This is a genomic window from Paraburkholderia sp. CNPSo 3281 (assembly GCF_024206515.1).
In the GTDB taxonomy this organism is placed as follows: Bacteria; Pseudomonadota; Gammaproteobacteria; order Burkholderiales; family Burkholderiaceae; genus Paraburkholderia; species Paraburkholderia nodosa.
In genome coordinates this window covers 24,540-39,442 of sequence record NZ_JAMBPS010000001.1, presented here as the reverse complement: position 1 = coordinate 39,442, position 14,903 = coordinate 24,540, and the positions used below count along the sequence as shown (strand labels likewise).

The window sequence follows — 14,903 nt, the reverse complement described above, 5'->3', positions numbered from 1 at the left end:
TGGTTCCTCGTTCAGGCGGCCGCCGGTTGTTGGCCTGCGTGTTGGGCGACGGGTTCGAGACCGAAATCTTCCGGGAAATGGTTGAGTGCGGAGATCACGGGGTAGGGCGTCATGCCGCCCATCGCGCACAGCGAGCCGGACACCATCGTGTCGCACAGGTCGCGCAGCAGCGTGACCTGCTTTTCGGACGTGTCGCCCTTGCGGATCTTCGCGATCACCTCGACGCCGCGCGTCGAGCCGATGCGGCATGGCGTGCACTTGCCGCACGATTCGAGCGTGCAGAACTCCATGGCGTACTGGGCGAGTTCGGCGAGATTCGACGTGTCGTCGTGCACGACGAGGCCGCCGTGACCCACGACCGCGCCAACCGCCGCATACGCTTCGTAGTCCATGGGAATGTCCCACTGGCTTTCCGGCAAATAGGTGCCGAGCGGGCCGCCCACCTGCACGGCGCGAGCCGGACGGCCGCTCGCGGTCCCGCCGCCGTAGTCGACCATCAGTTCGCGCAACGTCACGCCGAACGCAAGCTCCACGAGCCCGCCGCGCGCGATATTGCCCGCGAGCTGGAACGGCAGCGTGCCGCGCGAGCGGCCCATGCCGAAGTCCTTGTAGAACGCCGCGCCCTTGGCAAAGATGATGGGCACCGTGGCGAGCGTGATGACGTTGTTGATGACCGTGGGCTTGCCGTAGAGACCGGCGAGCGCCGGCAGCGGCGGCTTGGCGCGCACGATGCCGCGCTTGCCTTCGAGCGATTCGAGCAGCGCCGTTTCCTCGCCGCACACGTAAGCGCCCGCGCCCTTGGCCACGAACAGCTCGAAGCGCTTGTCGCTGCCGAGCACGTCGTCGCCGAGCCAGCCCGCCGCGCGCGCGCGCTGGATGGCTTCCTCGAGCGCCGCGATCGAATGCGGATACTCGCTGCGCACGTAGATATGGCCAACGGTCGCGCCCACCGCGATGCCCGCGATCGTCATGCCCTCGATCAGCACGTACGGATCGCTTTCCATGACGAGGCGGTCGGAGAACGTGCCCGAGTCGCCTTCGTCGGCATTGCAGACGATGTACTTCTGGTCGGCTTGCGCATTCGCGACCGTGCGCCACTTGATGCCGGCCGGGAACGCCGCGCCGCCGCGGCCACGCAGGCCCGACTCGACCAGTGCTTCGCAGATATCGGCGCCCGTCATCTTCAGCGCATTGCGCAATCCTTCGAGGCCGCCGTGGGCGGCGTAGTCGTCGGTGGAAAGCGGGTCGGTAATGCCGATGCGTGCGAACGTGAGGCGCTGCTGCTTGCTCAGATACGGAATCTGCTCGACGAGGCCGACGCTGCGTGCGTGCTGGCCGCCTTGCAAGAAGCCGGCGTCGAAGAGTGCGCCCACTTCATCGGGTTCGACGTTCGCATAGCCGACACGGCCATCGGGCGTTTGAACTTCGACGAGCGGTTCAAGATAGAGCAGGCCGCGCGAGCCGTTGCGCACGATCTCGATGCTCGCGCCGCGCGCGGCGGCTTCGCGTTCGATGGCCTCGGCGATGGCATCCGCGCCGAGCGCGAGGGCCGAGGAGTCACGGGGAACGTAGATGCATGTCATGCGGCCTCCTCGGTGCGGACGGTCGCGAGCGCGGCAGCGTAGAGCTTGTCGAACTTCTGCGGGGTCACTTTTGCGTGCAACGTGCCGTTAATCATCATGGCGGGCGAGAGCGCACATTGGCCGAGGCAATAGACGGACTCCAGCGCGACTGGACCTTCATGCGCGTGCGCGTGTTCGGCGTCGTGGCCGTGCTGTCCGAACCGGCAGCCGGTATGGGCCTCGACGTGCTGCGCGAGCGCCTCGCTGCCCATGCTGCGGCAGGCCTCGGCGCGGCACAGCTGGACCGTGACCGGCGCGGGCGGGGCAGTGCGGAAATGGTGATAGTAGGTGATCACGCCGTGGACCTCGGCGCGCGAAAGATTCAGCGCCTTCGAGAGCGGCACGACTGTGGCTGGCGGCACGAAACCGACTTCGTCCTGGATCGCATGCAGGATCGCAAGCAGCGTGCGGCCTGGCTGCGCGTGACGCAGGACGAGATCGCCCGGCGCGCTAACAGTTGTCTCTTCCATCATGGGGCATCTCCTGGGCATATATGCACTTGTTATTCATAAACTGTGCATCTATGCTGCGGTTGTCTTGTTGTCTGACCGAACAATAGGCCCGTGGAAAGGCGGACGCAATAGGAAGGAATATTTCATAATGATCAAGGTCGAGTGCCATTCGCAGCTAGTCGTGCGCGACGCGGAAGGCCGCGAGGCAAGCCTGACGGACGTTGTGCCGTTGCTTGCGCTCGTCGCCGAGGAAGGAAGCATTGCGCAGGCCGCGCAGCGTAAGGGTTTGTCCTATCGCCATGCGTGGGGGGTTTTGCGCGAAGTGGAGGAGCGCCTGGGGGGCGCGCTGATCGCGAAAGCGCGTGGCCGCGGGTCGGTGCTCTCCGAATTGGGCGAGGCGGTTCTGCGCTCGCAGCGTCTATGCGGGGAGCGGCTGCAGGGCAACCTCGAGGCGCTGGCCAGTGAAGTGGCGAGCGACCTGAACCGCTGGCTCGCGCCCGATGCGCAGGATCTGCGCATCCATGCTTCGCACGGCTACGCGGTGGCGGCGCTCGTGACGGCGCTCGTCGCCGACCAGGTGCCCGTGGAGATCAAGTACCGCGACAGCGTGGACGCGATCACGGCGCTCGCGCGCGGTGAATGCGATCTGGCAGGCTTTCACCTGCCGCGTGGCGATTTTCGGGCCGCCTGTGCCAACGCCTACCGCAGCTGGCTCGATCCACAGCGGCACGTGCTCATCCATCTCACGCAGCGCAAGCAGGGACTCTTTGTCGGTCGCGGCAACCCGAAGCAGGTCACAGGTCTCGCCGACCTCGCGCGCGGCGATATCCGCTTCGTGAACCGGCAGCCGGGCTCGGGCACGCGCCTGCTGATCGATCTGCTGCTCACACGCATTGGCGTCGATCCCGAGCGCGTGAACGGTTACGCGTCGTCGGAGCTCACGCATTCGGCGATCGCCGCATTCGTGGCGAGCGGAATGGCCGACGTGGGCTTCGGCGTGGAGCCGGCCGCGCACCATTTCGGGCTCGACTTTATCGAAATCGCGGATGAAGACTACTATTTCGCGTGTGATCGCGGCCATCTCTCGCACGAACCGCTGGCGACCGTGCTGGGTTTGCTGCGCGGCGCCGGGTTCCGTGCGTCCGTTGCGCAACTGGAGGGATACGATCCGGCGGCGTGCGGCGACGTGGTGGAACTCGAAGCCGCATGGGGCGGCCCGCGGGCGTTGTAATAGAAGGCAACGTATTCGCCGGGCTACGCTGCAGACTCAGGCGCTTTTTGTGATACTTTCAGTTCGTATTCGCTCTCACGTTTCAGATGCGCGCTCGTCGCGCCGATCGACCATGAAATTTGTTCTCAAAGTTGGTGCAGCCGCCGCAACGGCGGCAGCGTTATTTGCTACGTTCAACATTGCCTTTGCGCAGAACTCCCCGGGCGTCCCTGGCGGCATTCTGAGCGATCAGTTCAAGTTCAACGAGCATCCGCAAATGCAGTTCGCCGCGTCGGCGCCGTCGGCGAAGTATCAGCATGGCAAGCCGACTGCCGCACGCAAGCGTGGCGATCTGGGTGATCAGAACGGCTGTAATCTGCAGTGCCCGCAGGACAATTGATGATCTAGAGGCGCGCGAAAGTTGCGCCGCCGGTGGCATGAAAAAAACTCGCGAGGCCCGAATGGGCTGTCGCGAGTTTTTTTGTGTGCGCTTTGGCGGCGCGGCCGGCGTCAGGACTGTGGCAAGTAAAAAGCCCCGACAGCCTTGCGGCGCCGGGGCTCGAGTCCGCTCGTCGTGGACGACCGGAAATATCTGGTGGAGCCGGCATCAACCGGCGATGCCGTGGCGCGATATTCCGGCCTTCGCGAAGGCGCCGTTGCGTGATATCGAGCCTGGCGATAGCACGCGGTCGGCGCTGCTGTTCCTGATTTTCACTGCGTTACGTAGCGGCGAAGTGCGCGGCGCGACCTAGGACGAGTTCGACCTCGACGCCGGAATCTGGACGATCCCCAGCGAGCGGATGAAAGCGGGGGAACCGCATCGCGTCCCGCTGGCGGTGCCGGTCGGTGCGATGCTTAACAGGTTGCTGAAATACCTTCCGGGAGGGCTTCACAAAAAATTCCCGACCTCATAGGAAGTCCTGCGTGCCGCTCGCGCGACTCCGGTAAGGGGTAGGTCACCCCCTGAAAACTGCTTCTAAGCACCCTGCAAAACGGTATTTCAGCAACCTGTTAAGACGCTGAAATAACTTGAGTGTCACAAGACGCTGGTGTTTCCATCGGTGCGCGGCAAGGTGCTGTCCGGTATGACCTTGACGGCGCTACTGCGCCGCGTGAAAGCGAAAAGTCATACGCCGGGGCGCGTGGCGACTGCGCACGGATTTAGAAGCTCGTTCAGGGATTGCGCCAGCGAAAGCGGCTACGCACGCGACCTGGCCGAGCGGGCGCTCGTGCATACGGTCTCGAACAAGGTTGAGGCGGCCTACCACCGCACCGACCTTTTGGAACATCGCTGCCCGATGATGGAAGCATGGGCGGGGCATGTTCTTTCGTCCTGATGTAATTCGCAGGTGCGTCATAGCGCGCCGGGCCTCATACGCAAGGTTCGCGATACGGCGTCCCATAACGCAACGGCTTCGCCAGTGGTGAGCGACCTCTTCTCGAGCTTTACAAGCTTCCCTTGAATTTCGATCTGCCCGCCAGTGGTCAGGTCTAGCGACAGATACGGCGTGGAAGGTCCACTTGTGGTCTCGTTGACGAAGAGCGAGAACAGGTTGCCGCGCCCGCCTCCGTCCATCCGACCTTCAGCCAGCCATTCCTCGGCCCTCATGCCAGTGAGCGCGACCGGTCCCTTGCGAACCAGATGACCGTCTGCCGCTTTTAGTTCCGCGTGCATTTCAGCGCCGTCGGCTCGTTGCAGCAGGGTCGTGCTATCACAAATATCTGGCGTGGTAGACATGTCGAAACTCACGTCTTGCATGTTGTCCCAGCCGAACTGCGCGTGCACGTCTTCATTGCTCCCTGCAGGCGATCGCAGAAATCCGCCAGCAAAGCAGACGCCCGGCTCCGTTGGAACTTCGTCCGGTGCGCGGCCTCGCAGTTTGTCCATCAGGCTGAACACCACGGCTGTTTTCTCGGGTACCTCATTCTTCACACCGAACTGCTTGACGATGGGATCATTGGTCCGGTCCGGGCGGGTGTAGTCGTAGGTTTTGACCTTAAGCAGGAAGCGATAACCGCGATCCCACTTGTAGCCCTCGATATATCGTCTGTTCGGAGCTTCGTAGATGGTGCCGCGATGGACAAAGTAGTAGGTGTTATCTCCCCGTGCCTTACCAGCGGCATACAGGAACGGATACGCATCGCGGCTCGTCGTGGATTTCAATGCCTCCTCGCGTTGCGCGACCTCCTGCCGCCAGGCGTCTTCCGTCATCGCCTTCGCCTCGATGCTGACGCCCTGTATCTTCGCGCGGCCCCATTCCCAGGGGTCGCCCGGCATATCAACCAGGTAGCGGCCAACGCACCGCGTTTTCATATCCGCCGTCAATTCAGTCACGATTTGCTTTTCCTGTTGGCTCAACGGTGCCGGCTTGTGATCGCATGCGGCAACGGTAAATATCAGGCAGGCAGCAGCGAGCATTGCGCGCGTTGTCCTCATGCCTTGTAGTCCAGTGCCGTACCTCTGACGCTCTGCGCGATGCGGGTAATGGCGTGAAGCGTGAAGCGTCGGGTCGCATCCAGTTTGAAGCCTCCCTCGTGGTCGATACCCGCAAAGGCGACACAGGCACGCACCTTGTGGCCGGGCGCGCGTCCCGAGCGTACAGGCACCGTCCCGTCGCCATGCTCGTCCGCGTCCCGAAGGACAAACGTGGAATATGTGGATTTCCCGCCGAGCGTCGTCTTGACCGTCTGCCCGCCGGATGAGAGGTCATCACTGCCACGCGCTCGCAGCAGGTCGGTAATTGGAGGCGTGCCACCGCGCAGCAGCGGTGGGGTTTGCTGCGTCCACGTGACATTGCCGTATGCCCTGTGCTTGTCATCGTCGCCGTAAAAGGCATAGGTGTTGCCGTGATACTTGCCGCTGATGTCCTCGTGGAATGGCTGGACATCGCCTAGTACAAGGTCCGCAAAGGTTTTCCAATCCTGATCGACGGTTTTCTTGGCGGGATCGAGTGGATCGAGCAGCAGTTCATCGCACAGCCCCCACCAGGTGCCGCGTACCGTATAGATCTGGCTGTATGGATCGATGTTGCCGTCCTTGTCCGGTTGCGGCAAGGCAACGAACCGGTCACCGTCCCGAATCTGCAACCAGCCCATGCCGTAGTCCCGGCTCGGCAGTAGTTGCAGCGGGCCGGGCGCACTGCCGACTACCGCAGTCATGGCCGCAGAGGTTGGGCCCAGTGCCAGCCCTGCCATGCCTCGGTGCCCGCCTTCATCCGCTTATACGTGGCCGCTGCGCCCGTGGCGGGCATCACGCCATGCACGATCCCGAGCACCTTGTCCTGCGTCCCCATGACTTCCGAGTAATAGCGGGCTACCAGTCCCCCCATCGAATGGGTGACGAGAATCACCTTGTCGCATCGCCAGCCGCATTTCTCTCGATACCAGGCTGTGATTTCATCGATTCGCGTTTTCAGCCGCTCTGCCGATACGGCGTTCGATTGCAGCCAGTTGTAGCCAACCGCATGCACCGGAAACTGATATTTGTACGAGAGCGCCACCTCATCGCGCTCCAGCTTTTCCAAGCCAGGCGTGACGATATGGCAAAGGCTTTCGCGCAAGCCGTTGCGCCCGAAATCCGTTGCGGCATGGGCATCATTTAGCGCGTTTTCAAGCCATATGAGCCACTCACCGTAGCTCACGTACGCGACTTCGCCCCAGCCTCGACGGCGCAGTTCATCGTCGGTCTGCGCCGTACCGGGGGCGATCTTGCCGCGACCGTGGACCTGGGTTCCGTCCGGATCCAGAATGCGCTTACGCAGGTCTGGACCTTTCGTCATCCAAGGCTTGACGGTAGACAGGCTGTCGAGCAGCCAGACAGGCTTCGGTTGCATCCCGTTGGTTTCCAGATTGGTGCCCATGACACCCGGCACAAAGACCACTGGAATGACCCGATTCGGTACCATGTAGCAGACTGCCGTGCTGTCGTCAGGCGCGGACATGACCGACGAATAGTGAACCGATCCGTCGTCGGCGATCTTCGGCTGGATAATGCGTTCTTGTGTAGCCAATGCAGATTTCTCCCATTTGCGAGCGGCGCACCCAGGCGGGTTTTCCCAGCATGCGCAGCCTGACGCATCAGGACTGCATAGGTTGGGAGGCCGCGATGCGGGGCGATATTTCATCCCGCCTGGGACTTCTAGCGCACGGACGGCATGGACTCAATCAGACGAAGTTCGAAAGTGCGGCACCTGTTGATGGAGCTCAATGCTGGCGGCCCGATTCAACTTTCGGTGAAATCCGGCTGCGGCTCGGCAAGCTCCTGGAGCTGGCGGGACACGTACTCACTGAGCAGCATCGCCACCGCGTCTACCTCTACGCCCAGTTCGGCGGCAATGAACGGTGCGACCTTCGATGGCCACGCGAGCCATGTATCGCGCGCAGCACGGAACACGTCAAACACCACGGCCTCGGCCTGCGCAAGTTCGATCAGGCTGCCTTCGCTTTGCTCGTATTCGAGCTTGCGCAACATCGCCGCATAGTGCTCTTTCAGGCGTAGCGCTTCCGTCAGCGGCAACATGCTAGGCACCGGGTCGATAGCGCTTCCTGCCGGGTTCTCTGCGGTCGCGTTGCCGTGTCCGCTCGCCCCGTCCGTACGAGCCGCCAGCGCCCTTTCGCGAGCGTTCGCCGATTCGCCTTGCGCCACGCCGCCCCGGTCATCGCCGCGTCAATCAGGCCATCCGCGCCGCGCTCAAGCGTCCCGCGTGCGAGCGCACGGCGAACCTGTTTCACATCGCAATCTGCGCGACGTGCGAATTCCGATGCGCTGATTCGTTCGCTCATGCTGTTGTCCCTAGACAAGTTTTGCACCGCGTAGCTGGTGCGACATCCCGCCTCTGCGCAACCCGCATTGCAATCCGGCCTGGAAGGACCCGCGCACAGGGCGGGGGTGTGCCGTCTTTTTCTGGCCGGAAGATTCAGGCCGCCAGGGTAATAAAGGGCGCGCCTGACCTGAACAAAACTGAACATTCTGCGGACCCGCGCGCTGCTGCGTTACCCCGTCGCTATCGCTCCAACCGGTTTTTGCACGCACGCAGCAGCGCGTTCAGTTTGCGCAGATCGACCCGCCAGCGCGCGCTCGTCGTGCCGTGCGTGATCGCGTTGCTGGCGGATACCGCATTACCGGCTTCGGTGCGCGGCCCCGTCGAGCTTTCCCACCGCCGCCAGCGCCGTATTGCTTTGGCCTGTTTCGCCCGCTGTTCTGGCGTCCAGCGTCGTCCCATGATCGTGCGTTAATAGTTCGTTCGAAGGGTTTTTCAGAATGGGGCTACCCTGGCACCCGCCAAAACCGTCTAAACCTACCAGCGCGTACCAAGGGTGTCCCAAAGTGACTTTTTCTGACCACGACATAAAAAAGAGTCGCCTAGCCCCCGCCACATGATGGGCTGCATGATCGGCCAGAAAAGCAAAAACCCCGTAAGTCTTGATCTTACGGGGTTTTATCGTCAAATTCTGGTGGAGCCGGCGGGAATCGAACCCGCGTCCAGAAGCAGTCCATAAGCAGTTCTACATGCGTAGTTCTGTCATTTGATTTAACCGCAGCGACGCGGACGAACACGCTGCGCTACGGCGATTCACTAAATTTTCGACCTTGGCGTCGTGACGCCACCAAGGCTTAACTGACGTAAATGACCTCTGGCGGTATTGCTACCGGTCTTGCGACGCTAGCCCGTCAGTGAGCCAGGCAGAGGACGGCGGCCGTTAGGCTGCCAGTGCGAACGTATCGTCGTTTGCAGTTACGTTTTTCCCATTGATTAACGAGGTGACGGGTCCTCGGCATGCCCTGATTACTTCATAACCCCTGTCGAAACCAGGTCGGCCCCAGAGGAAGGAACAATTATCCCATATTTCGCCATATGAGGCGAACCGCGCCCGGTTCAAGGGCGCGCGCGGCTGTTCGCGATCAAAAGCCGCTTTTACATCGCCTCAGACGGCTTGCCGATGTGCTGAAGCAGGGTGAACAGCGTCGCCGTGGTGTCGGCGACATATTGCGCGTTCCAGTGCGAGGGCGGTACGTCATTGCCACAGTAGCCGTATGCGGCGGCAATCGTCGCCATGCCCGCCGCGGCGCCGGCCTGCACGTCGCGCAGATCGTCGCCAACGTAGACCACGCGCTGCGGCGCAATGCCGAGCGCCTCGGCCGCGTGCAGCAATGGCGCCGGATGCGGCTTGGAGTAAGGCGTCGTGTCGCCGCTGACCACGCAGTTCGCGCGCGTGTCCAGGTGCATCAGTTTCACGAGCGGCTCGGTGAGACGGGCGACCTTGTTGGTCACGATGCCCCAGCGCACGCCGCGGGCGTCGAGGTCGTCGAGCACTGCGTCGATGCCCGCGAAGAGCGCCGTCTCGATGCGCAGATTCGCGGCGTAGTTGGCGAGAAACTCCTCACGCATGGCGGCGAATTCGCGATCGTCGGGGCCAATCCCGAACGCGCCGCCAATCAGGCCGCGCGCGCCCGCCGAAGCGAGCGGACGCAGCTTCTCGAGCGACGCGGGCGCGAGGCCGCGCGCGTGGCGCATCTGATTGACGGCGGCGGCGAGGTCGGGGGCCGTGTCGGCGAGCGTGCCGTCGAAGTCGAACAGCACGGCGTCACAGGCGGCAAGCGCTGCGGCGCTGTCCGCGGCAGATTGGGCGTTCGTGGGTGAGTTCATGTCTGGAAGCGATGGCGCGGCGCGCCGATGTGCAGGAAATGCCGCCGGAACAGGGTGATCCAGCGGCGCCGCTCGCGCAAACGCCGTCAGGCGCCGCGCCGGCAAGCGATCATGTAATTGACGCTGGAATCGTTCGAAAGCGCGAAGCGCCGCGTGAGCGGGTTATACGTGATGCCCTTGATCTCGGCGACGTGCATGCCGGCGTCGCGTACGAACGCTGCAAGCTCCGAGGGGCGGATGAAGCGCGCGTAGTCATGCGTGCCCTTGGGCAGCATCTGCGCGATGTATTCCGCGCCGATCACGGCGAGAAGATACGACTTCACGTTGCGATTGAGCGTCGAAAAGAACACCCAGCCGCCTGGCTTCACGAGCGTTGCGCAGGCCTTCACGACTTCGGCGGGCTGCGGCACGTGTTCGAGCATTTCCATGCAGGTCACGACGTCGAACGACGCCGGTTCGCGCTCGGCGATCGCTTCGGCCGCGATCAGCTCGTAGTCCACCGTCACGCCGCTCTCGAGGCTATGCAGGTCGGCCACGCCGAGCGCCTCGCGCGACAGGTCGATGCCTTTCACGGTTGCGCCAAGCCCCGCCATCGATTCGGAGAGAATGCCGCCGCCGCAGCCGATGTCGAGCACACGCTTGGACGGCAGATGCGCATGGCTGTCTATCCAGCTCAGGCGAATGGGGTTGAGTTCGTGCAGCGGCTTGAATTCGGCGTTCGGGTCCCACCAGCGATGAGCGAGATCGCTGAATTTCTGCAGCTCGTGGGGATCGGCGTTCGTCATGTCGTGGCAGCCTGAAGCGCGGTGCGGGTCGGAAAGAATAGACCCCGAGTATATAGGCGGGTGCACAGAGCAGCAAAATGCTGCGCCGTGCCGTCAAGCTTTCCAGAACGATGAAGCCGCGCGGAGACAGGCGAAATGAAAGAAGGATAAAGCGCGGGATAAAAAAAGCCCCGCCAAAGCGGGGCTTTTGAGACTTGCGGTCGAGAGCTCGCGATTACTGCTTTTGCGTGCCGACGACTTCGACTTCCACGCGACGGTCCGGTGCGAGGCAGGCGATGAGAGCCTTGCGGTTCTTCTGGTTGCAGCCCGTCGTAACCGGGTTGCGCTTGCCCTTGCCTTCCGTGTAGATACGCTCTGCCGGAACGCCCTTGCTGACCAGGTACGACTTGACGGCTTGCGCACGGCGCAGCGACAGACGGTCGTTGTAGGCAGCCGAGCCGATACGGTCGGTGTAGCCCGTCGCGACGACGACTTCGAGGTTCAGAGCCTGGATCTTGCTTGCCAGGTCGTCCAGCTTTTCCTTGCCAGCCGGCTTCAGGATGGCCTTGTCGAAGTCGAACAGGGCATCAGCCTGGTACGTGATCTTCTGGCTGGTGATGGCCGGCGGCGGCGGAGCGACCGGCGGCTGCGGTGCCTGGGCGACCAGGGCGCCATCGCACTTGGCGTTGGCGGTGGCCGGCGTCCAGAATGCATCGCGCCAGCAAAGCTCGTTCGTGCCGTTCATCCACACGTATTCGCCGGTACCATTCACCCAGTTGTCATTGACGGCTTGTCGCGACGCCGGCACCGATTGTGCCTGAGCGGATGCAGCCACAACTGCGGTAGCTGCAATGAACGCGAGCTTTGAAAGTTTATTCATATTTCTCCTCTCGAATTTGAGATTACCGCAGGTTTACTGCGAGCCATATGACGAAGACAAGTCATACATTGCTCGAAGTATAACATTGGCAAGTTGTGGGGAACGCTTTGCGTTGTGTAGACTTCGAGCAGTGTCTAACTTTGTGCGTTGGCATTTTGCCATATCGTTCCCCTCCGACGATAAAAAAAATCCGTCCCTTTCACTGCGGCTAGTCGAACGTGGTACGCCCGCAACAAAAAAGTTCCCTTAATTTAACCTGGTATTGCGCCTGGGTAGCGGGAGTGTCACACATTGTCATCCAAATCGGTGGCGATGCATTTGATTCCGGTTCGCACTGCGGCGTTTGCGCCACGCTCAAGGCGCTTTTGAGCGCTTCGACTTCACTCCTCTAATAGGTATACGCAGGCGGCGGGCGAGGGTGTCGTGCATGGTAGAATCGCGTGATGCGCTGCGTCCGCGGCGTCCATGCGACAGCTGGGCGTCCCGCGGTGACTGCGGCGACCTCCGCTCTTCCAATTGGGGCGAGGCGTTAGCACACCGCGTGCCCAAATAAGACATCGATAATGGATCAATTCGCCAAAGAGACTCTGCCAATCTCCCTCGAGGAGGAAATGCGCCGCTCGTATCTCGATTACGCGATGAGCGTGATCGTCGGGCGAGCACTTCCGGATGTTCGTGACGGCCTGAAACCTGTCCACCGGCGCGTGCTCTACGCAATGCACGAGCTGAATAACGACTGGAACCGCGCTTACAAGAAGTCGGCGCGTATCGTCGGCGACGTCATCGGTAAGTACCACCCCCACGGCGACACGGCTGTCTACGACACGATCGTGCGGATGGCGCAGAACTTCTCCCTGCGCTACATGCTGGTCGACGGCCAGGGTAACTTCGGCTCCATCGACGGCGACAACGCCGCCGCCATGCGATACACCGAAATCCGCATGGCGAAGATCGGCCACGAACTGCTGGCCGACATCGACAAGGAAACGGTCGACTTCGGGCCGAACTACGATGGCAGCGAGAGCGAGCCGCAGATCCTGCCCGCGCGCATTCCCAACCTGCTCATCAACGGTTCGTCGGGTATCGCGGTCGGCATGGCCACGAACATTCCGCCGCACAATCTCAACGAAGTGGTCGACGCTTGCCAGCATCTGCTGAAGAGCCCGCAGGCGACGATCGACGAACTGATCGAGATCATTCCCGCGCCCGATTTCCCGACCGCCGGCATTATTTATGGCGTCGCCGGCGTGCGCGACGGCTATCGCACCGGCCGCGGCCGCGTCGTGATGCGCGCGGCCACGCACTTCGAGGAAATCGATCGCGGTCAGCGCATGGCGATCATCGTCGACGAGCTGCCGTATCAGGTGAACAAGCGTTCGTTGCTCGAACGCATTGCCGAGCTCGTCAACGAGAAGAAGCTCGAAGGCATCTCCGATATTCGCGACGAATCCGACAAGAGCGGCATGCGTGTCGTGATCGAGCTCAAGCGTGGCGAAGTGCCCGAGGTCATCCTCAACAATCTGTACAAGGCAACGCAACTGCAGGACACGTTCGGCATGAACATGGTCGCGCTGGTGGACAACCAGCCGAAGCTGCTGAACCTGAAGGAAATGCTCGAGCATTTCCTCTCGCATCGCCGCGAAGTGCTCACGCGTCGCACGGTGTACGAACTGCGTAAGGCGCGCGAACGCGGCCACGTGCTCGAAGGTCTCGCCGTTGCGCTCGCGAACATCGACGATTTCATCGGGCTCATCAAGGCCGCGCCCACGCCGCCCATCGCGAAGCAGGAGTTGATGAACCGCTCGTGGGATTCGTCGCTCGTGCGCGAGATGCTTGCGCGCGCAGAGCAGGACAATGCGGCGGCGGGCGGGCGCGAAGCCTACCGTCCGGAAGGGCTGAACCCGCAATATGGTATGCAGTCCGACGGCCTTTACCGTCTGTCCGACACGCAGGCGCAGGAAATCCTGCAAATGCGCCTCCAGCGCCTGACCGGCCTGGAGCAGGACAAGATCATCGGCGAGTACCGCGAAGTGATGGCGCAGATCGCCGACCTGCTCGACATCCTTGCGCGCCCCGAGCGCGTAACAACGATGATCTCCGACGAACTCACCTCGATCAAGAGCGAATTCGGCGACGCCCGCCGCTCGAAGATCGAGATGAACGCCACGGAGCTGAACACCGAAGACCTGATCACGCCGCAGGACATGGTCGTGACCATGTCGCATGCCGGTTACGTGAAATCGCAGCCGTTGTCGGAATATCGCGCCCAGAAGCGCGGAGGTCGCGGCAAGCAGGCGACTTCGATGAAGGACGACGACTGGATCGATACGCTCTTCATCGCCAACACGCACGATCACATCCTGTGCTTCTCGAATCGCGGCCGCGTGTACTGGGTGAAGGTCTATGAAGTGCCGCAGGGTTCGCGCAACTCGCGCGGCCGTCCGATTGTCAACATGTTCCCGCTGCAGGACGGCGAGAAGATCACCGTCGTGCTGCCGATCAAGGAATTCTCGGCCGACAAGTTTGTTTTCATGGCCACGGCGCTGGGCACGGTGAAGAAGACGCCGCTCGAAGCCTTTAGCCGCCCGCTGCGCAAGGGTATTATTGCGGTCGGTCTCGACGACGGCGACTACCTGATCGGCGCTGCGATCACCGACGGCGAACACGACGTGATGCTGTTCTCCGACTCCGGCAAGGCGGTGCGCTTCGACGAGAACGACGTGCGCCCGATGGGCCGCGAAGCGCGCGGCGTGCGCGGCATGCAGCTCGATGACAATCAGCAGGTCATCGCGTTGCTCGTGGCGGGCGACGAGCAGCAGTCGGTGCTCACGGCGACCGAAAACGGCTATGGCAAGCGCACCCCGATCACGGAGTACACGCGCCACGGCCGCGGCACGAAGGGCATGATCGCAATCCAGACTTCGGAGCGCAACGGCAAGGTGGTTGCGGCCACACTCGTCGACTCCGAAGCGCAGATCATGTTGATCACCACCACGGGCGTTTTGATTCGCACCCGCGTGTCGGAAATTCGCGAAATGGGCCGTGCAACGCAAGGTGTTACACTCATCAGCCTTGACGAAGGTACGAAGCTCTCCGGGCTGCAGCAGGTCGCCGAAGCGGACGCAGAAGTGGACGCCGAAGGTGAGGGCGAACCGGGCGAAGTCGAAGAATGATGCGTCATCCGGGCCCGTAGAAGCGTGTTCAATCGATGCGCTTACGCGGGCTTTAAGGTGGGTTTCAGCGAACCTTGTTAGTGTCAGCGAAATGAATGGTTTGCCGGGCGAACCGGTGAGCGGGCGCATAACGCGACGCGGCGCCCCGCAGTCCG

General features: G+C 62.2%; 15 protein-coding genes and 1 other RNA gene. 5 read left to right on the top strand and 11 right to left on the bottom strand.

What is annotated here, in order from left to right; all coding sequences use genetic code 11:
- Positions 1 to 11 precede the first annotated feature (11 nt).
- Positions 12 to 1,583 carry an NADH-quinone oxidoreductase subunit NuoF gene (locus tag M3I56_RS00200; RefSeq protein ID WP_254351978.1) on the bottom strand — a complete coding sequence of 524 codons (1,572 nt, stop codon included), beginning with the start codon at positions 1,581 to 1,583 and terminating at the stop codon, positions 12 to 14.
- Positions 1,580 to 2,092, bottom strand: a complete 513-nt coding sequence (locus tag M3I56_RS00195) for an NAD(P)H-dependent oxidoreductase subunit E (RefSeq protein WP_254352332.1) — start codon at positions 2,090 to 2,092, stop codon at positions 1,580 to 1,582. The genes M3I56_RS00200 and M3I56_RS00195 overlap by 4 nt, the downstream gene beginning before the upstream one ends.
- Before the next feature lie 130 nt (positions 2,093 to 2,222).
- Here M3I56_RS00195 and M3I56_RS00190 point away from each other — a divergent pair, with 130 nt between their 5' ends.
- The 4 genes from M3I56_RS00190 to M3I56_RS00175 all read left to right on the top strand — a co-directional run bounded on the left by M3I56_RS00190 (position 2,223) and on the right by M3I56_RS00175 (position 4,621).
- A complete protein-coding gene (locus M3I56_RS00190) occupies positions 2,223 to 3,305 on the top strand; it encodes a substrate-binding domain-containing protein (protein ID WP_254351977.1) in 1,083 nt (360 codons plus the stop codon).
- A 112-nt stretch (positions 3,306 to 3,417) separates the two neighbouring features.
- Complete coding sequence (locus M3I56_RS00185; protein WP_254351976.1) at positions 3,418 to 3,684, top strand: hypothetical protein; 267 nt, start codon at positions 3,418 to 3,420, stop codon at positions 3,682 to 3,684.
- A gap of 37 nt (positions 3,685 to 3,721) precedes the next feature.
- Positions 3,722 to 4,036 carry a hypothetical protein gene (locus M3I56_RS00180; RefSeq protein ID WP_254351975.1) on the top strand — a complete coding sequence of 105 codons (315 nt, stop codon included), beginning with the start codon at positions 3,722 to 3,724 and terminating at the stop codon, positions 4,034 to 4,036.
- Positions 4,037 to 4,345: 309 nt separating this feature from the next.
- Positions 4,346 to 4,621: a hypothetical protein gene (locus M3I56_RS00175; protein WP_254351974.1), complete on the top strand. Its 276-nt coding sequence runs from the start codon at positions 4,346 to 4,348 to the stop codon at positions 4,619 to 4,621.
- 17 nt (positions 4,622 to 4,638) lie between these two features.
- On the opposite strand, the gene M3I56_RS00170 is transcribed toward M3I56_RS00175, so the two are convergent.
- The 9 genes from M3I56_RS00170 to ompA all read right to left on the bottom strand — a co-directional run bounded on the left by M3I56_RS00170 (position 4,639) and on the right by ompA (position 11,575).
- On the bottom strand, positions 4,639 to 5,703 hold the full coding sequence (locus M3I56_RS00170; protein ID WP_254351973.1) for a T6SS immunity protein Tli4 family protein: 1,065 nt from the start codon (positions 5,701 to 5,703) through the stop codon (positions 4,639 to 4,641).
- A 14-nt stretch (positions 5,704 to 5,717) separates the two neighbouring features.
- Entirely contained in the window at positions 5,718 to 6,380 is a 663-nt protein-coding gene (locus M3I56_RS00165) for a hypothetical protein (protein ID WP_254351972.1), read from the bottom strand.
- Between the two features lie 59 nt (positions 6,381 to 6,439).
- Complete coding sequence (locus M3I56_RS00160; RefSeq protein ID WP_254351971.1) at positions 6,440 to 7,294, bottom strand: triacylglycerol lipase; 855 nt, start codon at positions 7,292 to 7,294, stop codon at positions 6,440 to 6,442.
- Positions 7,295 to 7,506: 212 nt separating this feature from the next.
- Positions 7,507 to 7,803 carry a hypothetical protein gene (locus M3I56_RS00155; protein WP_254351970.1) on the bottom strand — a complete coding sequence of 99 codons (297 nt, stop codon included), beginning with the start codon at positions 7,801 to 7,803 and terminating at the stop codon, positions 7,507 to 7,509.
- 484 nt (positions 7,804 to 8,287) lie between these two features.
- Positions 8,288 to 8,506 carry a hypothetical protein gene (locus M3I56_RS00150; protein WP_254351969.1) on the bottom strand — a complete coding sequence of 73 codons (219 nt, stop codon included), beginning with the start codon at positions 8,504 to 8,506 and terminating at the stop codon, positions 8,288 to 8,290.
- 230 nt (positions 8,507 to 8,736) lie between these two features.
- Positions 8,737 to 9,106, bottom strand: a transfer-messenger RNA (tmRNA) gene (gene ssrA, locus M3I56_RS00145).
- Positions 9,107 to 9,199: 93 nt separating this feature from the next.
- A complete protein-coding gene (locus M3I56_RS00140) occupies positions 9,200 to 9,931 on the bottom strand; it encodes an HAD-IA family hydrolase (RefSeq protein WP_254351968.1) in 732 nt (243 codons plus the stop codon).
- 86 nt (positions 9,932 to 10,017) lie between these two features.
- Positions 10,018 to 10,716 (bottom strand): bifunctional 2-polyprenyl-6-hydroxyphenol methylase/3-demethylubiquinol 3-O-methyltransferase UbiG, encoded by a 699-nt coding sequence (ubiG, locus tag M3I56_RS00135; protein WP_254351967.1) that lies wholly within the window; start codon positions 10,714 to 10,716, stop codon positions 10,018 to 10,020.
- Positions 10,717 to 10,930: 214 nt separating this feature from the next.
- Positions 10,931 to 11,575 carry an outer membrane protein OmpA gene (gene ompA, locus M3I56_RS00130; protein WP_028208185.1) on the bottom strand — a complete coding sequence of 215 codons (645 nt, stop codon included), beginning with the start codon at positions 11,573 to 11,575 and terminating at the stop codon, positions 10,931 to 10,933.
- A 563-nt stretch (positions 11,576 to 12,138) separates the two neighbouring features.
- Here ompA and gyrA point away from each other — a divergent pair.
- Complete coding sequence (gene gyrA, locus M3I56_RS00125) at positions 12,139 to 14,748, top strand: DNA gyrase subunit A (protein WP_254351966.1); 2,610 nt, start codon at positions 12,139 to 12,141, stop codon at positions 14,746 to 14,748.
- The last annotated feature ends 155 nt before the right edge of the window (positions 14,749 to 14,903 follow it).